This is a genomic window from Phyllobacterium sp. 0TCS1.6A (genome assembly GCF_026420825.1).
GTDB lineage: Bacteria > Pseudomonadota > Alphaproteobacteria > Rhizobiales > Rhizobiaceae > Phyllobacterium.
Genome location: NZ_JAPMAB010000002.1, coordinates 294,040 through 311,874, shown reverse-complemented (window position 1 = coordinate 311,874; position 17,835 = coordinate 294,040). Strand labels below are relative to the sequence as shown.

Sequence of the window (17,835 nt, the reverse complement as noted above, 5' to 3'; positions counted from 1 at the left end):
TGCGCATGCCGCACGTGGAAAAAGGCATGGCGGTCGGCCTGTTTGGCGGGTCCTTCAATCCTCCCCATGCGGGCCATGCCCTGGTCGCCGAGATCGCATTGCGGCGGCTCAAGCTCGACCAGCTCTGGTGGATCGTAACGCCCGGCAATCCGTTGAAGGATACGCGCGAACTGGCGCCTCTCAGCGAACGGCTGACGCTTTGCGAGACGATGATTCACGACCCGCGGGTGAAAGTCACCGCTTTCGAGGCGGCGCACCAGATCCGCTACACCGCAGATACGCTTGCATTGATCAAGGCACGCAACCCGGGCGTACATTTCGTCTGGATCATGGGTGCCGACAATCTGGCGAATTTCCACCATTGGCAGCGATGGCGGACGATCGTCTCGACGTTTCCCATCGCCGTCATCGACAGGCCCGGCTCGACGCTGGCGTTTCTTTCGTCACGCGTCGCCAAGACGTTCGATTTCGCCCGCATCGACGAGGACGATGCCCCCCTGCTGGCCCGTTCGCGGGCGCCGGCCTGGACATTCATCCATGGTCCGCGGTCGCTCCTGTCCTCGACGGCGATCCGCAATGGACGCGGTAAATCGTGATCGCACTATTACCTGGGCCCGTCTTGAAACTGCCATGCGACTCTGCCTATCTTATAGTGACAGTCAGTAAGACTGTTCGCGTTGTTCTTAAGAGAAAGGAAATACACTGAGAACAGCAATTCAAAAGAGGGATGCCATTGCTCCTTCGACGGCGGAAGTCAGCGGAATCAATTCCGTAACTCTTGCCCTTCAGTCAGTTCTTGCCAGTCTCGACGACTCCAAGGCTGAAAACATCGTACCCATCGACCTTCGAGGCAAATCCGTGATCGCTGACCACATGGTCATCGCTTCAGGGCGTTCGCACAGGCATGTGACGGCGGTCGCCGATCAGTTGCTGCGATCCCTGAAGGAAAGCGGCCATGGCCACAATGCAAGGGTCGAGGGCCTGTCGAGCGGTGATTGGGTGCTGATCGACACCGGAGACATCATCATCCATATTTTCCGTCCGGAAGTTCGGGAGTTCTACAACATCGAAAAGATGTGGCAGGCGCCGGAATTGGACGGGGAGACCGTACACTAAGAGATCGCCGTCCTGCAGGACGGGCGATGGAACATTTGGCGGGAGGCCTGGAGCAGCCCGGCATGATGTTTGTGCCTTTGGCCGGGAGCCTGAATGCGTATCGGTATATTTGCCGTCGGCCGGATGAAATCCGGGCCCGAACGAGAGCTGGCCGATCGCTATTTCGACCGACTGAAAAAGACCTGCGGTCCGCTTGGCCTCGAATTTACCGGCGTCTCCGAAATCGCCGAAAGCCGGGCACCACAAGCGCAATTGCGCAAGCGGGAAGAGGCGGAACGGCTGCTGGCCGTCCTCGAGCCCGGCGCCGTGCTCGTCCTGCTCGATGAACGCGGCAAGACATGCACTTCCGAAAAGTTCGCCGACGATCTCGGTCGGTTCCGTGACGAGGGCAAGCGCCAGCTTGTCGTCGCTATCGGCGGTCCTGATGGCCATGATGCTTCGCTGCGCGACCGTGCGGACATCGTGCTGGCGCTCGGCGCAATGACCTGGCCGCACCAGATCGTTCGCATACTGGTGGCCGAGCAGCTTTACCGCGCAACCACGATTCTCTCCGGTCATCCATATCACCGGGCCTGAGCCCATGACGCGCCCGGCTGGCGCAACAATGACGTCATTCATGGCGGGTTCAGGCGCTTCGGCCATAATCCGCCGCGGCGATCATTACGAAAATATAATGATCTCAAAGGTTTTTGCTGTGCGATGGATCACTATCTCACTGTTAGAATGGGCTCACTGGTAGAACGGGGCTCACCGATAGAATGGGCCTCACTGATTGAACAGGCGTGTGAACAAGTTTCGGAGTTGAACCGTCAATGGACAAGGCAACAGGATCAGCCAAGGAAGCCGTCCCCGGCCAGTCGAATGTGACCTTCATACCGGTCACCGACAAACCGCGCGGCAAACGGCGCAGGCGAGGCAGATGGTTCTGGCTGCCGGTCGTACTGCTCGTGGCCGTTGGCGGCGCCTATTACGGCTGGCAGCAATATGGTGCATCGGCAACGACCGTGGCTGCCGTCACGCAACCCGTAGTCAGGGGTGACATCGAAAATGCCGTCACCGCCGTAGGCACGCTCGACTCGATCAAATCCGTCGATGCCGGCGCGCAAGTATCGGGCCAGCTGAAAGTGCTGCATGTCGAAATCGGCGACAAGGTGACGCAAAACCAGCTCATCGCCGAGATCGATCCGGCGACGATCCTGAACCGTATCGAGATCGACCAGGCCGAACTCGCCAATCTTCAGGCACAGCTCGTCTCCAAGAATGCCCAGCTCGTTCTCAAGAAAGCCAATATCGAACGGCAGCGCTCGCTCGTCAGCACGAGATCGGCAGCGCAATCGACGCTGGACCAGGCAATCGCCGACCTTGCGGTCGCCGAAGCGGATGTGAATGCGCTCGAAGCGCAGATACGCAAGCAGCAGGCAACGCTGGCGGGCGATCAGGTCGATCTCGGCTATACCAAGATCTACGCGCCGATGACGGGCACCATTGCGGCCGTGCCGGTCAAGGAGGGGCAGACCCTCAATGCGGTGCAGACGGCGCCGACCATCGTCACCATTGCCGATCTGTCGACCATGACCGTGAAGGCGCAGGTTTCGGAGGCCGATGTGGGCAAGCTGAAGCCAGGCATGGACGCCTATTTCACCCTGCTCGGCCAACCCGGCAAGCGCTATGCGGGCAAGCTGCGGCAGATCCAGCCGACGCCGGACATCCAGAACAATGTCGTGCTCTACTACGCGCTGTTCGACGTGCCCAATCCCGATGGCGAGCTGATGATATCGATGAGTGCGCAGGTGTTCTTCGTCGAATCCGCCGCCCGGGACGTGCTTCTTGTGCCGGCTTCCGCCGTTCGCCCTGTCAAGGCGGCAGACGGGACAGGCGCCAGAACCTTTGAGGTCACTGTCGTCGACGGCGCGGGCCAGAGCGCAGCGCGCCAGGTGGAGACTGGCATCCGCAACAGGGTGAGCGTCGAGATCGTCAGCGGGCTGCAGGAAGGCGAAAAGGTCGTCGCAGCACCCGCCGGCAATCCGCAGGCCAATGGCGATGGCGGCGGAAGGCGAACACGCATGCCGAGGATGTTCTAGTGCAGGCCGGGTGCAGAAAGGGTTTGCGGCAATGGCATCGCCGGTAGTCTCGCTGAAGGATATCACCAAGACCTATCACAATGGCGATATCGCCGTTGAGGTTCTGCACGGGATTTCGCTCGACATAGAGGCTGGAGAATTCGTCGCCATCATCGGCCAGTCCGGGTCGGGCAAATCCACCCTGATGAACATACTCGGCTGTCTCGACCAGCCCACCAGCGGCGATTATCTGCTGGATGGCGAGCATGTATCGGGGTTTACCGCCGACGCGCTTGCTGCGCTGCGCCGGCGCACCTTCGGCTTCGTGTTCCAGAACTACAATCTCATCCCGACTGCCAGCGCGCAGGAGAATGTCGAGGTTCCGGCGGTCTATGCGGGGTTGTCGCTGCGGGATCGGCAGGAACGGGCGGAAACCTTGCTGACCTCGCTCAAGCTCGGCGACCGGCTGGACCATCGTCCCAATCAATTGTCCGGCGGGCAGCAGCAGCGCGTGTCGATTGCCCGGGCGCTGATGAATGGCGGCCGCATCATCCTGGCGGACGAGCCGACGGGAGCCCTCGACAGCCAGAGCGGCGAAGACGTGATGGCGCTGCTGCGCAAGATGAACGAGGACGGCCATACGATCATCGTCATCACCCACTCACGCGAGATCGCCGAGCAGGCCGACCGGCTTATCGAATTGCGCGACGGCCGCATCATTTCGGACCGCACCAAGAAGGGGCGGAGCAACCCCGAGGCGGCGGGCGTGCTGGCGCGGCAGATGGGCGAGGGCGCCGCAGCGCTCGCCGATGTTTCCGAAGCCGTGAAGATGGCGGTAAGGGCGCTGCGCGCCAATCTCTTCCGGACGATCCTGACGCTGCTCGGCATCGTCATTGGCGTCGGCTCGGTCGTCGCCATGCTGGCAATAGGCACGGGCGCGCAGAATTCGGTGCTCGACCGCATATCTTCGATGGGTTCGAACCTGCTTATCGTGCGGCCGAACATGGCGAATTTCCGCGGCGGGGAGGGCGGCAGCATCGTTTCGCTCGTACCTGCCGATGCCGATGCCATCCTTGAAGTACCCAACGTGGCGTTCGCGGTGCCGGAGATGACGAGCACGGTGACCGTGCGCTACGGCAATATCGACTACCAGACCACCGTCAACGGCACCGTTCCGCAGTTCACCGAAGCCAAGTCGTGGAAGGTCGGTGCGGGAGAATTCATCAATCCGCGCGACATGAGCACCTATGCGCCGGTCGCCGTTCTGGGGCAGACCGTGGCGAAGAAGCTGTTTGCCGATGGCGAGAGCCCGCTCGGCAAATATGTGCTCGTCAGCAAGATACCGTTCCAGATCATCGGCGTGATGAGCGAGATGGGCGCAGGTCCCGGAGGCAACGACCAGGACGACACGGTGCTCATTCCATTGACGACCGGGAGCAACCGGCTCTTCGGCCAGCGAAACGTGCGAACGATCACCGTTCAGGTGGAGGACGGTTCGGCTATCGACGCTACGCAGACGGCGATCCAGGGCCTGCTCGACCAGCGTCACAAGCGCGAGGACACGCAGATCGTCAACATGGCGTCGATCCGGGAAGCCGTCACCGAGACGTCGAATACCCTGAAGCTCTTTCTGGCGGCGGTGGCGGCGATATCGCTGCTGGTCGGCGGTATCGGCGTGATGAACATCATGCTGGTCAGCGTCAGCGAACGAACGCGCGAAATCGGCGTGCGCATGGCCACGGGCGCACGCCAGCGCGATATCCTGCTGCAGTTTCTTATCGAAGCACTGGTGGTTTCCGCCGTCGGCGGCGCAATAGGCGTGGTGGCAGGCCTCGGGACGGGCGTTCTCGCCAAGGCGCTTGGCGCTCCGATCAGCTTCACGCTCGGACCGGTCGTGCTTGCCTTCGCCTGCTCGTTCCTGACGGGCCTCGTCTTCGGCTATCTGCCGGCAAGAAACGCTTCCCGTCTCCAGCCGGCAGTCGCCCTCAGTTCGGAATGATCAATAATCGTCGTCGTAGCGATCATCGTCGCGACGGCGGCGCCGATTGTCGTCCCAGTTGCCCTCATGCCTGTCGCGGTCGCGCCAGCGCGGGCGATCACGGTCGCGGTCCCGCCGAGAATCGCTGAACACGGCCGCGCAGCCGCGATCGACCCAGATGCGGCCCCGCTGGAAGCCCCAGGTTTCGCCGGCAATGCAAGGCGTCTTGGAAATCTGGCGCGCCACGCGAGGGCGCCGAATATCGGTGCGGCATTCCCTGTAGTCGAACTTGCGGGATTCGCACTTCACATCGTCCGCCTGTGCCGGAAGTGTCATGAACGTCGCTCCGGCAAGCGCAACGCTCAGCGCTAATATTGCTCGATACATTTAACCCTCTCCAACGCGATTCGAACGCTTCGACAATGCACCAAGAGGCGCGGCCAACGTCAATCTGCATTCGTTGAGCGACCATCACAAATCAACGTCAGGTTGATATACGCCGTGTTTATGCAAACCTGCCGGCTTCGTTGCCGACGAGATCGGATATGAAGCTCGATACCGAGATGATCCGGCGCAGCGTGCGGACCGACTCGTGATAGGAGAGCCAGTAGGACCGGTCGATCCGGCGCTCCGGCAGCACCGGGACGAGCTCGGAATATTCCCGCGCGATGAAATTGTGCAGGATCCCGATCCCGGCACCCGACCGCACCGCCTCGACCTGGCCGAGCGCGCTCGAAACCTGGAAGGAGGCACGCCAGTCGCGGCTGATCTCTGGCGCGTAGTTCAAGGACGGGCTGATGATGAGATCGTCGACATAGCCGACGAGCCTGTGCCGGTCGAGTTCCTCCACGGCGCGTGGCGGCGGGTTCTGCTCCAGGTACGCCCTGCTCGCATAAAGGCACAGGCTGTAGTCGACGAGCTTGCGGGCCACCAGCCGCCCCTGGTCCGGGCGATCGACGGTGATGGCTATGTCGGCTTCGCGCCGCGAAAGCGAAAAGGAGCGCGGCACGGGCACGAGCTGGACCTTGAGATCGGGGTATCTTGCGGTGAAGGCGCCGAGGCGCGGTGCAAGGAATGCGACGCCGAAACCGTCCGGCGCGCCTATCCTCACTGATCCGGCGATCGCCACATCGGCATCGCCGAGGGAGGAACGGATGCCAAGCATCTCCGCTTCCATGCGCTCGGCCGATAGCAGGAACTCCTCACCCGCCTGTGTGAGTTCGCAGCCATTGGTCCTGCGGGTAAGAAGCTTGGTGTTGAGATCGGCCTCGAGCGCGGTCAGCCTTCGGGCGACGGTGGCGTGATTGACGCCGAGCCGCCTGGCGGCGCCGAGAATCTGGCCCGCTCGCGCCACGGCCAGGAATATGCGTACATCGTCCCAGTTCATCAGCCTTCTTACATCGATTTTTGCACAACGGCTACGCTTTTGCGGCTCTTGCCATATGTATTTTCAAGCGCAATGATGGTGCAACTCGATTTTTCTCAGGGAGGTTGCTCGCAATGCGCGAAGTCGGACATTTCATTGGTGGCAAGCATGTCGCCGGCACCAGCGGCCGCACGGCCGAAATCTTTCAGCCAATGGACGGAACCGTCCAGGGGCGTGTTGCCCTCGCCGGCAAGGACGAGGTGCGCGCGGCGGTCGAGAATGCCAGGGCGGCACAACCCGGCTGGGCGGCGACGAACCCGCAGCGCCGCATCCGCGTGATGCGCAAGTTCCTCGATCTGGTGGAAGCGGAATACGACTCGCTGGCGGAGCTTCTGGCGCGCGAGCACGGCAAGACGATTCCGGACGCCAAGGGCGACATCCAGCGCGGGCTTGAGGTCGTCGAGGTCTGTCTTGGCGCCGCCCATATGCTGAAGGGCGAATATTCCGACAATGCGGGCACGGGCATCGACGTCTATTCCATGCGCCAGCCGCTCGGCGTCGTCGCCGGCATCACGCCGTTCAACTTTCCGGCCATGATCCCGCTGTGGAAGGCCGGTCCGGCGATCGTTTCGGGCAACGCCTTCATCCTGAAGCCTTCGGAACGGGATCCGGGCGTGCCGATGCGTCTTGCCGAACTCTTCATCGAAGCGGGTCTGCCGGCGGGCATCTTCAACGTCGTCAATGGCGACAAGGAAGCCGTCGACACGCTGCTGGACGATCCCGACATCAAGGCCGTCGGCTTCGTCGGGTCGACGCCTATCGCACAATATATCTATTCGCGCGCAACGGCGAACGGCAAGCGCGCGCAATGTTTCGGTGGCGCCAAGAACCACATGATCATCATGCCGGACGCCGACATGGACCAGACGGTGGATGCCCTGATCGGTGCCGGTTATGGTTCGGCCGGCGAAAGATGCATGGCCATTTCGGTGGCCGTTCCCGTCGGCAAGGAGACGGCGGACCGGCTGGTGGAGCGGCTCATCCCACGGGTCGAGAGCCTCAAGGTCGGTCCTTCGACCGACACGTCTGCCGACTACGGTCCCGTGGTGACCAAGCAGGCGCTGGAGCGTATCCGCGATTATGTCGATCTCGGCGTGCAGGAAGGCGCGAAACTGGTCGTCGATGGCCGCGGCTTCAAGATGCAGGGCTACGAAAACGGCTACTATATGGGCGGCTGCCTGTTCGACCATGTGACGCCGGACATGCGCATCTACAAGGAAGAGATTTTCGGGCCGGTCCTCGGCATTGTCCGGGCCGACACCTATGAGGATGCGATACGCCTCCCCAACGAGCATGAATTCGGCAATGGCGTTGCCATCTTCACCCGCGATGGCGATGCCGCGCGTGATTTTGCCTCGCGGGTCCAGGTCGGCATGGTCGGCGTCAATGTGCCGATCCCGGTGCCGATCGCCTATTACACGTTCGGCGGTTGGAAGGCTTCCGGCTTCGGCGATCTGAACCAGCACGGCCCTGACGCCTTCCGCTTCTATACCAAGACCAAGACGGTCACTTCCCGCTGGCCATCGGGCGTCAAGGACGGCGCGGAATTCGTTATCCCGACCATGAAATAGGGCCGACGATGAAATAAGGAATGGCAACCGCCGCGCCCCAGGTGCGGCGGTTTTCGCTTGCCTTCAGGGTGCCAAAGCTCGCAAATGTTCAATCAGGCGCGACACCGCGGCCACCGCACCATCGACGTCGCGCCGGATGACCGCATCGATCAATGCCCTGTGCGCATCGACCGAATGCTGCAGGCTACCCGGACGCTGAAGGCGGAACCAGAAGCGCCGGCTATGGGTCTGCAGCGGTGCCGCAAGCCGTGCCGCGAAGACGTTTCCGGCGGCCTGTCCGAGAGCGATGTCGAGAGTCTTGTCCGCCACGAGGAAGCCGCCGACGTCATTCGTGGCAACGGCGGCCGCCATGGCAGCGGCGGATTGCTTGAGCCTGTTGAAATGAAGTTCGGCGCCGAACTGGGCCGCGCCTCGAGCCAGCACCTTCTCCGCGCCCTCGCGCGCATCGAGCACCTTGCCGAAATCCTGCGGGTTGAGCGCTGCGATGGCTATGCCGGAGCGTGGCCGCACTTCCATCAGCCCCTCCCATGCAAGCTTCTGGACCGCCTCCCGCACCGGCGTGCGGCCCATTTCGGTGATATCGATGAGCGCGCGCTCGTTGACGACGGCTCCGGGCTCGAGCTGCAAGGTAACGATCAGTTCCTCGATCTGCCGATAGGCGAGTTCCGCCTGGCTCTCTCCCGTCTGAACGGTGGTTTCACCAATATTCTGCAGCATTGATCCAATCCCCCGTGGATTGACACTAACATCAGTATAGATATATTTCTGATATATCAACAGCGGCCCGGTTACCATGGTCAGGCACGAACAAAAATGCAAACCCAATACGCCGCCCATGATATGCCTCATCATGCGGAAATGGAACGGCGCTTTCCCGTGCTTGATGTCGTGGTAAATCTCGTGCAAAAGACAGGCGCTGCTAGGCGTTGTGCATCCGGTGCAACGGCCGGTGCTGCGGATCGAAGCGCAGCGAGCGGCAGCCGGAACCCGTTTTGCGCCCCGACGCTCGTCGCAACTATTTCCATGGGATGTCTCCGCCTTGGACAGTGAGATCCTCATCATTGGTGCCGGCATTGTCGGCATTGCCACGGCCGCCCGTCTTGCCGAGGAAGGCCACCGCGTGCTTGTCGTCGACGAGCAGGGCATCTGCGAGGGCACGAGTTCGGGCAATGCCGGGGCGTTGGCCTTCTCCGATATCCTGCCGATGGCTTCCAAAGGCATTCTTGCGAAAGTTCCGGGATGGCTCGTGGACCCGCTCGGGCCCTTCACCATAAGGCCGTCCTACATGCCGCAGCTGGCGCCATGGCTCTATCGCTTCTGGCGGGCGAGCCGTCCAGCAATGCTGGCGGCAACGGCGCGGACGCAAGGGGAAATGATGCGCCTCGCGGAGCCGGAATTCCTCGAACTGGCCGAGCGCGCCGGTATTGCCGGGATGATAAGACATGACGGATCGCTGGAGCTTTACGAAAGCGAAAGGGAATGGAACGCTTCCCTTCCGGGCTGGGACGTCCGCCGCGAGGCCGGGATAAGTTTCCGGCATCTGCGTGGCAATGCGCTGGAAGAATGCCAGCCCGGGCTCGACAAGCGTTTCATCATTGGTACCTTCGTCCCCGGCTGGAAGACCGTCAGCGACCCGAAGCAGATCGGCAAGGGCCTGTGGGACCATGCGCAGCGTCTCGGCGCGGTATTTCGCCAGGCGCGGGTCGTGTCGGTGGAGCACGCGCCAGCGGGGGCACAGGCGACGATGGCGGATGGCAGCATCCTGCGCGCAGGCAAGATCGTCGTCGCGGCAGGGGGCTGGTCGCACCGTCTCGCAAAGGGGCTTGGCGATATCATACCGCTCGAAACGGAGCGGGGTTACAATACGACGCTTCCCGCCGGTGCCTTCGACCTGCGCAGGCAATTGATCTTTTCCGGCCATGGCTTTGTCGTTACCCCGCTGGAAACCGGCATTCGCGTCGGCGGAGCGGTCGAGCTTGGCGGATTGGCGCTTCCCCCGAATTACGCCCGTGCGGCCGCGATGCTGTCCAAGGCGCAGAAATTCCTGCCCGGCCTCAAATCCGAGGGCGGGCGCCAATGGATGGGCTACAGGCCGTCCTTGCCGGATTCGCTGCCGGTCATCGGCCGCTCCCGCAATTCGCCGCACGTGCTCTATGCCTTCGGGCATGGGCATCTCGGGCTGACGCAATCGGCCGCGACGGCGCGGCTCGTCGGCGATCTTGTTGCCGGCAGGCAGCCGGCGATCGCACTCGATCCATTCAATCCGCAAAGGTTCTGAGGTTCCCATGGCACGACATTCCTTCTTCTGCGTAGACGGCCATACCTGCGGCAATCCCGTCCGGCTCGTCGCCGGCGGCGGACCCAATCTCCAGGGCGCGACAATGATGGAAAAGCGGGCGCACTTCCTCAGGGAGTTCGACTGGATACGCACGGGCCTGATGTTCGAGCCGCGCGGCCACGACATGATGTCCGGCTCCATCCTCTATCCGCCGACGCGCGATGATTGCGACGTCGCGATATTGTTCATCGAGACTTCCGGCTGCCTGCCGATGTGCGGTCATGGAACGATCGGCACCGTGACCATGGCCATCGAGCACGGTCTGGTCCAGCCCAAGACGCCAGGTGTCCTGCGGCTCGATACGCCGGCAGGGCTCGTCGTCGCCGAATACGAGCAGGAGGGCCAATACGTAACCCGCGTCCGCCTGACCAATGTGCCGGCTTTTCTCTATGCCGAAGGGCTCGAAGTCGAGTGCCCGGACCTCGGGCGGCTGGTCGTCGATGTGGCCTATGGCGGCAATTTCTATGCCATCATAGAACCGCAGGAGAATTATCGGGACATGGCGGACTACAGGGCGATCGACCTGATCGGCTGGAGCCCGGTGCTGCGCGAGCGGCTCAATGCGGCCTACAAATTCCAGCATCCGGAAGAGGCCGATATCAACGCCCTCAGCCACATCCTGTGGACCGGCGCGCCGACCAATCCCCAGGCGCATGCGCGCAATGCGGTGTTCTACGGAGACAAGGCCATCGACCGCTCGCCATGCGGCACGGGCACGTCGGCCCGGATGGCGCAACTGGCCGCGAAGGGGAAACTCGCGGTTGGCCAGGAGTTCGTCCATGAATCGATCATCGGTTCGCTGTTCCACGGCCGGGTGGAGGGCGAGGCCGGCGTGGGCGAAAAAGGCGCCATCATCCCCTCGATTGCAGGCTGGGCGTGCATGACCGGCTACAACACAATCTTTATTGACGACAGGGATCCTTTTGCCCACGGTTTTGTGGTCAAATGACCGAATGTTGGCCGGTGTCTGAAATTAAGGCAGTGCTGGTGAATTAATCTCATATCCGTCCATTCATAGGGCAAAAAACTATAAGGCATGTCAAATTTGGTGAAAAAATTCTTCAAATGTGTGCAAGCAAATAAATGTGTGCCGAATGGGGCAAAAAATGAGTTGCTTTCTTTAGCGCAAAGGGTAGGTGTATCGCGTGGGGCAAAAGACAAATCGGATAAGAAAATCCGAATAAGAATTTCCCAATAAAACGAGGGGTATCGTTGCAATGGAGTATTTCATCCAGCAATCGATCAATGGGTTGACGCTTGGTTCCATCTACGGCCTGATCGCCATTGGTTACACGATGGTTTACGGCATTATCGGCATGATCAACTTCGCGCATGGCGACGTTTTCATGCTGGGCGCCTTCATGGCCATGATCGTTTTTCTTGCTCTTGTCACATTCCTCGGCGGTGTGCCGGTCGTCATAGCGCTGCTGCTGATGATGATCGTGGCAATGCTGCTGACGGGCCTGTGGAGCTGGACCATCGAGCGGCTGGCCTACAGGCCGTTGCGCGGATCGTTCCGGCTGGCGCCGCTCATCACTGCCATCGGCATGTCGATCGCGCTTTCGAACTTCGTCCAGGTCACGCAGGGCCCGCGCAACAAGCCGATCCCCCCGCTGGTCAATGGCGGCATCATCATTCCCGGCACCAGCATCAGCATCGCCTACAAGCAGATGGTGATCATCATCGTCACGGCAGTGCTGCTGGCGGCCTTCTGGTATCTGGTCAACAAGACCACGCTCGGACGCGCGCAGCGCTCCTGCGAGCAGGACCGCAAGATGGCGGCATTGCTTGGCGTCGACGTCGACAAGACAATCTCCATGACCTTTGTCATGGGCGCCATGCTCGCCGCCGTCGCCGGTACGCTTTACCTGATGTTCTACGGCGTCATCTCGTTCACGGACGGGTTCACCCCCGGCGTCAAGGCGTTCACGGCGGCTGTTCTGGGCGGTATCGGCTCCCTGCCCGGCGCGGTCATAGGCGGATTGCTGATCGGCCTGATCGAGGCGCTGTGGTCGGCATATTTCTCGATCGACTACAAGGACGTTGCAGCCTTCTCCATTCTCGCGATCGTGCTCATCTTCCTGCCGTCCGGCATTCTTGGCCGGCCTGAAGTCGAAAAGGTTTAAGCGCATGGCCGATACTCAAGTTTCAGGTCGGAGCCCCGTATTCGCCAAGGCGATCAAGGAGGGCTTCGTCGCCGGTGCGCTTGCCCTCGGGCTCTTCCTTCTCATCGTCGGCTTCAGGACCGACCAGAACATCCGCAACGAGCTGGTGCTGACGCAGAGATGGGGTCTCCTCGCCATCTTCGTCCTCATCGCCGCTGTCGGTCGTTTCCTGCTGACTGCCTATATCACGCCATGGTTTGCTGCCCGCAGCAGGACGAAGCGCGTTGCGGTCGCCAGGGAGCCGTCGAGCCTACGGAAATACTTCCCGAAGATCGGCCTGCTGCTGCTGTTTCTCTATCCCTTTGTCGTGATCGGCGTCCTTGCCGCCTATAATGGCTCCTGGATGGGCGGACTGCAGGGTTCGCTGAAATATGTCGACAATTTCGGCATCCAGATCCTGATCTATGTGATGCTGGCCTGGGGGTTGAACATCGTCGTCGGCCTCGCCGGCCTGCTGGATCTCGGCTACGTGGCCTTCTACGCCGTCGGCGCCTATTCCTATGCGCTGCTTTCGGCCCAGTTCGGCCTGTCCTTCTGGCTGCTTCTGCCGATGGCCGGCATATTCGCGGCCTTGTGGGGCATCATGCTCGGTTTCCCCGTGCTGCGCCTGCGCGGCGACTATCTTGCCATCGTCACGCTGGCGTTCGGCGAGATCATCCGTCTCGTGCTGATCAACTGGACGGTGGTTACCAAGGGCACGTTCGGCATCTCCGGCATCGCCAAGGCAACGCTGTTCGGCATCCCCTTCACTGCTGGCGACGGCGGTTTCGCCAAGACCTTCGGATTGCCGATGTCCGGCGTCTACTACAAGATATTCCTCTACTACCTGATCCTTCTGCTTGCGCTGCTGACCGCCTGGGTCACGATCCGGCTGCGGCGCATGCCGATCGGGCGCGCCTGGGAAGCATTGCGCGAAGACGAGATCGCCTGCCGCTCGCTCGGCATCAACACGACCACCACAAAGCTGACCGCCTTCGCCACCGGCGCCATGTTCGGCGGTTTTGCGGGGTCGTTCTTCGCAGCCCGCCAGGGCTTCGTCAGCCCGGAAAGCTTCGTCTTCCTCGAATCCGCCATCATCCTGGCCATCGTCGTCCTTGGCGGCATGGGTTCGCTGGTCGGCATCGCTGTCGCCGCTGCGGTAATGATCGGCGGTACGGAGCTGCTGCGTGAACTTGAATTCCTGAAGCGCATATTCGGCAATGATTTCACGCCCGAGCTTTACCGCATGCTGCTCTTCGGTCTCGCGATGATCGTGGTGATGGTGTGGAAGCCGCGCGGCTTCGTCGGCAATCGAGAACCGAGCGCGTTCCTGCACAAACGCAAGATGGTTTCGAGCGAATTTACGAAAGAAGGGCACGGCTGATGGTGTCTGAAGTTCAAGTCAATAGCGGTCCCATACTGCGTGTCGAACGCCTGTCGATGAAATTCGGTGGCCTTGTCGCGGTCAACAGCCTCAATTTCGAGGCGAAGCGCGGCGCCATCACGGCGCTGATCGGGCCGAACGGCGCCGGCAAGACGACGGTGTTCAACTGTATCACCGGCTTCTACAAGCCGACCGAAGGCATGCTGACGCTGACGCGCCAGGGCGGCGAACAGTTCCTGCTCGAACGCATGAGCGATTTCGTCATCACCAAGAAGGCGAAGGTCGCCCGTACCTTCCAGAACATCCGCCTGTTTTCGGGATTGACCGTCCTGGAAAACCTGCTTGTCGCCCAGCACAATGCGCTGATGCTGTCGTCGGGCTTCACCATTCTCGGCTTGCTCGGCCTGCCGACCTACAAGGCGGCTGCGGCGCAGGCGATCGAGAAGGCAAGGTTCTGGCTCGAAAAGATCAATCTTGTCGATCGCGCCGACGATCCCGCCGGTGACCTGCCCTATGGCGCCCAGCGCCGGCTGGAAATCGCCCGCGCCATGTGCACGGAGCCGGAGTTGCTTTGCCTCGACGAGCCCGCTGCCGGCCTCAATGCCCGCGAGTCCGCCGAGCTGAACAAGCTGCTGCTCGACATTCGTGACGAGACCGGAACATCGATCCTTCTCATCGAGCACGACATGTCGGTGGTCATGGAGATTTCGGATCATGTCGTCGTCCTCGAATACGGCACGAAGATCGCCGACGGCACGCCCGAGATGGTCAAGAACGACCCGAAGGTCATCGCCGCCTATCTCGGCGTCGAAGACGAGGAGATGGAAGAGCTGATCGAACAGGCCGAAGCGGCCGGTGCCGACGACATCACGGCCGCCGTGGACCTTCTGTCGACCGACGCCATTCATGAGCTCGAAGAGACGAAAGCCGATGTCGCGCCGGTCGAACTCGTCGCGACGGGACCGGTGGCGCCATTGAAGCCAACGAGCCCGTCCTCGGCACAGCGGGCGGCAAAACCGGCAGTCAAATCTGCGGCAAAGCCTGCGGCGAAGCGGCCTTCGACCGCCAAGGCGCCGGCGAAGCCATCATCCGGCGCTGCGGAACCGGTCAAGAAAGGCGCGACATCGAACGCGATCGCCGCGCCGCGCGGCGGCGTGCCGGATCGCCTGATCGACATCAAGGGCATCGGGCCGGTCAATGAGCGCAAGCTCAACGAACACGGCATCTATCATTTCGACCAGATCGCAGCCTGGAAGAAGGCGGACATCGTCGCCGCCGAAGCCTATCTGGCATTTGACGGGCGCATAGCCCGCGAGGACTGGATCGGTCAGGCCAAGAAGCTCGCCAAAGCGGCCAGTGCGAAGCCAGCGGGGAACGCGAAACCAGCGGGGAAAAAGACTGGGGGGGCTAAATAATGTCACAGGAAAAAGCCCTTCTCAGCGTCGAGAACGTCGAGACCTATTACGGCAATATCCGCGCCCTGAGCGGCGTGAGCGTCCACGCCGATCCCGGCGAGATCGTCACGCTCATCGGCGCGAACGGCGCCGGCAAGTCGACCCTCATGATGACCATATTCGGCATGCCGCGCGCGCGTACCGGCCGCATTGTCTTCGACGGCAAGGACATCACGCAGCTGCCGGCGCATGAGATCGCCAGGCTGCGTATCGCGCAATCGCCCGAAGGAAGGCGCATTTTCCCGCGCATGACGGTGCAGGAAAACCTGCAGATGGGTGCCGGCCTCGACAAGATGGAATATTATGACGAGGACGTGCGCATGGTCTTCGATCTGTTCCCGCGGCTCAAGGAGCGCATCAACCAGCGTGGCGGCACATTGTCCGGCGGCGAGCAGCAGATGCTGGCGATAGGGCGGGCGCTGATGGCGCGGCCGCGGCTGCTCCTGCTCGACGAACCCTCGCTCGGCCTTGCGCCGCTCATCATCAAGCATATTTTCGAGGCGATCAAGGAACTGAACAAGAATACCGGGCTCACCGTGTTCCTCGTGGAGCAGAACGCATTCGGCGCATTGAAACTGGCGGATCGGGGATATGTCATGGTCAATGGAATCGTCACGATGAGCGGTTCCAGCAAGGACCTCCTCGCCAATCCGGAAGTTCGTGCAGCCTACCTCGAAGGCGGACGCCACTAGAAGCCGCAAGGAGAAAGCCATGCAAGGCATTTTGTACGAAGAACCCTCCATCTGGCTGTTCATCCTCGTTACCTGCATCATGGGCGGCTGGGCCGCGTGGATGGCGGGGCGCGCCTGTGCCAAGACATGGCGGCCGCTTCCCATCCTGCTGTTCTACATGCTGCTGCTGGGCGTCGGCGTGCGGTTCATCCATTTCGCCCTCTTCGGCGGCACCATGCTCACGCTGCACTATTACATAGTCGATACGATCGTGCTCCTGATCATCGGAACACTCGGCTATCGCTATACCCGCACGAACCAGATGGTTCGCCAGTATCATTGGCTCTACGAGAAAACTTCTCCATTCGGATGGAGAGAAAAAACAGGAGCTTGATCTATCTCGCTGGTGCGAAATGAATCAGCGTGACAACGGCCGGGAAATCGGCAAATGTAATCTTCAAGCGATGCGGAACCATCGCGAGGGGTTTGGCAAATAGCTAGGAAAATGGGAGTTTTCAAATGAAGAAGTCACTGTTCTCAGGCGTAGCGCTTGCTGCGATGCTCGCCCTGAGCGGTCAGGCCTATGCTGACCTTCTGATCGCGGTCGGCGCTCCGCTGACGGGTCCGAACGCAGCATTCGGCGCACAGATACAGAAGGGCGCGGAAGCAGCGATCGCCGAGATCAATGCAGCCGGCGGCATCAATGGCGAGCAGGTCAAGATCACGCTTGGCGACGACGTTTCCGACCCGAAGCAGGGCATCTCGGTCGCCAACAAATTCGTCGCGGACGGCGTGAAGTTCGTCATCGGTCACTTCAACTCGGGCGTTTCCATCCCGGCGTCGGAAGTCTATGCCGAAAACGGCATCCTGGAGGTAACGCCTGCCGCAACCAATCCGGTGTTCACGGAACGCGGCCTGTGGAACACGTTCCGCACATGCGGCCGCGATGACCAGCAGGGCATCGTCGCCGGCGGCTACATCGCCGATAAGTTCAAGGACGCGAAGATCGCCGTCGTCCACGACAAGACGCCTTATGGCCAGGGCCTGGCTGACGAAACCAAGAAGACCTTGAATTCCAAGGGCGTCACCGAGGCTCTCTACGAGGGCGTGAACGTCGGCGACAAGGACTTCTCCGCCCTTATCGCCAAGGCAAAACAGGCCGGCGTTACCGTTCTCTACTGGGGCGGCCTGCACACAGAAGCCGGCCTGATCATCCGCCAGTTGGCCGATCAGGGCCTCAAGGTCACCTTCATCTCCGGTGACGGCATCGTTTCCAACGAACTCGCCTCGATCGCCGGCGACGCAGTGGAAGGCACGCTCAACACGTTCGGTCCCGACCCCAGCAAGAACCCGGCCAACAAGGAACTCGTCGAGAAGTTCCGTGCCCAGGGCTTCGAGCCGGAAGCCTACACGCTCTACTCCTATGCTGCCGCACAGGTCATCGCTGCCGCTGCAACCGCAGCCAAGTCCAATGACCCTGAGGCTGTCGGCAAGGCGATGAAGGAAAGCGGCCCGTTCAAGACCGTTCTGGGCGACCTCGCCTTCGACGAGAAGGGCGATCCCAAGCTTCCGGGCTACGTCATGTATGAGTGGAAGAAGGACGCCGACGGCAAGTTCTCCTACCAGCAGCAGATGTAATTTTCATCCTGCCACTTAAAAATGCCCGGCCATTGCGCCGGGCATTTTGCTATTG

General features: G+C 61.4%; 17 protein-coding genes. 14 read left to right on the top strand and 3 right to left on the bottom strand.

The genetic code is table 11. From position 1 onward, the window contains the following. Nucleotides 1-5: 5 nt before the first annotated feature. From OSJ75_RS05685 to OSJ75_RS05665, 5 genes are all read left to right on the top strand, one after another. Complete coding sequence (locus tag OSJ75_RS05685; RefSeq protein WP_267227497.1) at nucleotides 6-596, top strand: nicotinate-nucleotide adenylyltransferase; 591 nt, start codon at nucleotides 6-8, stop codon at nucleotides 594-596. A 136-nt stretch (nucleotides 597-732) separates the two neighbouring features. Further along, entirely contained in the window at nucleotides 733-1,116 is a 384-nt protein-coding gene (gene rsfS / locus OSJ75_RS05680) for a ribosome silencing factor (protein WP_250017209.1), read from the top strand. A 93-nt stretch (nucleotides 1,117-1,209) separates the two neighbouring features. Continuing rightward, complete coding sequence (gene rlmH / locus OSJ75_RS05675) at nucleotides 1,210-1,692, top strand: 23S rRNA (pseudouridine(1915)-N(3))-methyltransferase RlmH (protein ID WP_267227216.1); 483 nt, start codon at nucleotides 1,210-1,212, stop codon at nucleotides 1,690-1,692. A 236-nt stretch (nucleotides 1,693-1,928) separates the two neighbouring features. Next, the gene (locus OSJ75_RS05670) at nucleotides 1,929-3,197 is read left to right on the top strand and encodes an efflux RND transporter periplasmic adaptor subunit (RefSeq protein ID WP_267227215.1); all 1,269 of its coding nucleotides are present in this window, start codon (nucleotides 1,929-1,931) and stop codon (nucleotides 3,195-3,197) included. Between the two features lie 31 nt (nucleotides 3,198-3,228). After that, the gene (locus tag OSJ75_RS05665) at nucleotides 3,229-5,175 is read left to right on the top strand and encodes a MacB family efflux pump subunit (protein WP_250017058.1); all 1,947 of its coding nucleotides are present in this window, start codon (nucleotides 3,229-3,231) and stop codon (nucleotides 5,173-5,175) included. Here the strand turns inward: OSJ75_RS05665 and OSJ75_RS05660 are convergent, their stop codons facing one another. Together OSJ75_RS05660 and OSJ75_RS05655 are read right to left on the bottom strand one after the other, a co-directional pair. Continuing rightward, complete coding sequence (locus OSJ75_RS05660) at nucleotides 5,176-5,490, bottom strand: DUF3011 domain-containing protein (protein ID WP_250017060.1); 315 nt, start codon at nucleotides 5,488-5,490, stop codon at nucleotides 5,176-5,178. Nucleotides 5,491-5,659: 169 nt separating this feature from the next. After that, nucleotides 5,660-6,541, bottom strand: coding sequence for a LysR family transcriptional regulator (locus OSJ75_RS05655; RefSeq protein WP_250017063.1), 882 nt, complete (start codon nucleotides 6,539-6,541; stop codon nucleotides 5,660-5,662). 113 nt (nucleotides 6,542-6,654) lie between these two features. On the opposite strand from OSJ75_RS05655, the gene OSJ75_RS05650 reads away from it, so the two are divergent. Continuing rightward, nucleotides 6,655-8,151, top strand: a complete 1,497-nt coding sequence (locus OSJ75_RS05650) for a CoA-acylating methylmalonate-semialdehyde dehydrogenase (protein ID WP_267227214.1) — start codon at nucleotides 6,655-6,657, stop codon at nucleotides 8,149-8,151. 63 nt (nucleotides 8,152-8,214) lie between these two features. Here the strand turns inward: OSJ75_RS05650 and OSJ75_RS05645 are convergent, their stop codons facing one another. Next, complete coding sequence (locus tag OSJ75_RS05645) at nucleotides 8,215-8,868, bottom strand: GntR family transcriptional regulator (RefSeq protein WP_250017067.1); 654 nt, start codon at nucleotides 8,866-8,868, stop codon at nucleotides 8,215-8,217. 322 nt (nucleotides 8,869-9,190) lie between these two features. On the opposite strand from OSJ75_RS05645, the gene OSJ75_RS05640 reads away from it, so the two are divergent. The 8 genes from OSJ75_RS05640 to OSJ75_RS05605 all read left to right on the top strand — a co-directional run bounded on the left by OSJ75_RS05640 (nucleotide 9,191) and on the right by OSJ75_RS05605 (nucleotide 17,780). After that, a complete protein-coding gene (locus tag OSJ75_RS05640) occupies nucleotides 9,191-10,429 on the top strand; it encodes an NAD(P)/FAD-dependent oxidoreductase (protein ID WP_267227213.1) in 1,239 nt (412 codons plus the stop codon). 7 nt (nucleotides 10,430-10,436) lie between these two features. Next, nucleotides 10,437-11,438 carry a 4-hydroxyproline epimerase gene (locus tag OSJ75_RS05635; RefSeq protein WP_267227212.1) on the top strand — a complete coding sequence of 334 codons (1,002 nt, stop codon included), beginning with the start codon at nucleotides 10,437-10,439 and terminating at the stop codon, nucleotides 11,436-11,438. A 268-nt stretch (nucleotides 11,439-11,706) separates the two neighbouring features. Further along, a complete protein-coding gene (locus tag OSJ75_RS05630; RefSeq protein WP_250017074.1) occupies nucleotides 11,707-12,615 on the top strand; it encodes a branched-chain amino acid ABC transporter permease in 909 nt (302 codons plus the stop codon). A 4-nt stretch (nucleotides 12,616-12,619) separates the two neighbouring features. Further along, nucleotides 12,620-14,017 (top strand): high-affinity branched-chain amino acid ABC transporter permease LivM, encoded by a 1,398-nt coding sequence (gene livM / locus OSJ75_RS05625; protein ID WP_267227211.1) that lies wholly within the window; start codon nucleotides 12,620-12,622, stop codon nucleotides 14,015-14,017. Beyond that, nucleotides 14,017-15,432, top strand: a complete 1,416-nt coding sequence (locus tag OSJ75_RS05620; RefSeq protein WP_250017078.1) for an ATP-binding cassette domain-containing protein — start codon at nucleotides 14,017-14,019, stop codon at nucleotides 15,430-15,432. The genes livM and OSJ75_RS05620 overlap by 1 nt, the downstream gene beginning before the upstream one ends. After that, nucleotides 15,432-16,163, top strand: coding sequence for an ABC transporter ATP-binding protein (locus tag OSJ75_RS05615; RefSeq protein WP_267227210.1), 732 nt, complete (start codon nucleotides 15,432-15,434; stop codon nucleotides 16,161-16,163). Before OSJ75_RS05620 ends, OSJ75_RS05615 begins: the two co-directional genes overlap by 1 nt. A gap of 19 nt (nucleotides 16,164-16,182) precedes the next feature. After that, complete coding sequence (locus OSJ75_RS05610) at nucleotides 16,183-16,536, top strand: DUF6867 family protein (RefSeq protein ID WP_250017082.1); 354 nt, start codon at nucleotides 16,183-16,185, stop codon at nucleotides 16,534-16,536. 125 nt (nucleotides 16,537-16,661) lie between these two features. After that, nucleotides 16,662-17,780 carry a branched-chain amino acid ABC transporter substrate-binding protein gene (locus OSJ75_RS05605; protein WP_267227209.1) on the top strand — a complete coding sequence of 373 codons (1,119 nt, stop codon included), beginning with the start codon at nucleotides 16,662-16,664 and terminating at the stop codon, nucleotides 17,778-17,780. The last annotated feature ends 55 nt before the right edge of the window (nucleotides 17,781-17,835 follow it).

Coding starts and splice junctions, on each gene's coding strand:
- OSJ75_RS05685 (WP_267227497.1), top strand. CDS start 6: ATGCCGCACGTGGAAAAAGGCATGGCGGTCGGCCTGTTTGGCGGGTCC.
- rlmH (WP_267227216.1), top strand. CDS start 1,210: ATGCGTATCGGTATATTTGCCGTCGGCCGGATGAAATCCGGGCCCGAA.
- OSJ75_RS05670 (WP_267227215.1), top strand. CDS start 1,929: ATGGACAAGGCAACAGGATCAGCCAAGGAAGCCGTCCCCGGCCAGTCG.
- OSJ75_RS05665 (WP_250017058.1), top strand. CDS start 3,229: ATGGCATCGCCGGTAGTCTCGCTGAAGGATATCACCAAGACCTATCAC.
- OSJ75_RS05660 (WP_250017060.1), bottom strand. CDS start 5,490: ATGACACTTCCGGCACAGGCGGACGATGTGAAGTGCGAATCCCGCAAG.
- OSJ75_RS05655 (WP_250017063.1), bottom strand. CDS start 6,541: ATGAACTGGGACGATGTACGCATATTCCTGGCCGTGGCGCGAGCGGGC.
- OSJ75_RS05650 (WP_267227214.1), top strand. CDS start 6,655: ATGCGCGAAGTCGGACATTTCATTGGTGGCAAGCATGTCGCCGGCACC.
- OSJ75_RS05645 (WP_250017067.1), bottom strand. CDS start 8,868: ATGCTGCAGAATATTGGTGAAACCACCGTTCAGACGGGAGAGAGCCAG.
- OSJ75_RS05635 (WP_267227212.1), top strand. CDS start 10,437: ATGGCACGACATTCCTTCTTCTGCGTAGACGGCCATACCTGCGGCAAT.
- OSJ75_RS05630 (WP_250017074.1), top strand. CDS start 11,707: ATGGAGTATTTCATCCAGCAATCGATCAATGGGTTGACGCTTGGTTCC.
- livM (WP_267227211.1), top strand. CDS start 12,620: ATGGCCGATACTCAAGTTTCAGGTCGGAGCCCCGTATTCGCCAAGGCG.
- OSJ75_RS05620 (WP_250017078.1), top strand. CDS start 14,017: ATGGTGTCTGAAGTTCAAGTCAATAGCGGTCCCATACTGCGTGTCGAA.
- OSJ75_RS05615 (WP_267227210.1), top strand. CDS start 15,432: ATGTCACAGGAAAAAGCCCTTCTCAGCGTCGAGAACGTCGAGACCTAT.
- OSJ75_RS05610 (WP_250017082.1), top strand. CDS start 16,183: ATGCAAGGCATTTTGTACGAAGAACCCTCCATCTGGCTGTTCATCCTC.
- OSJ75_RS05605 (WP_267227209.1), top strand. CDS start 16,662: ATGAAGAAGTCACTGTTCTCAGGCGTAGCGCTTGCTGCGATGCTCGCC.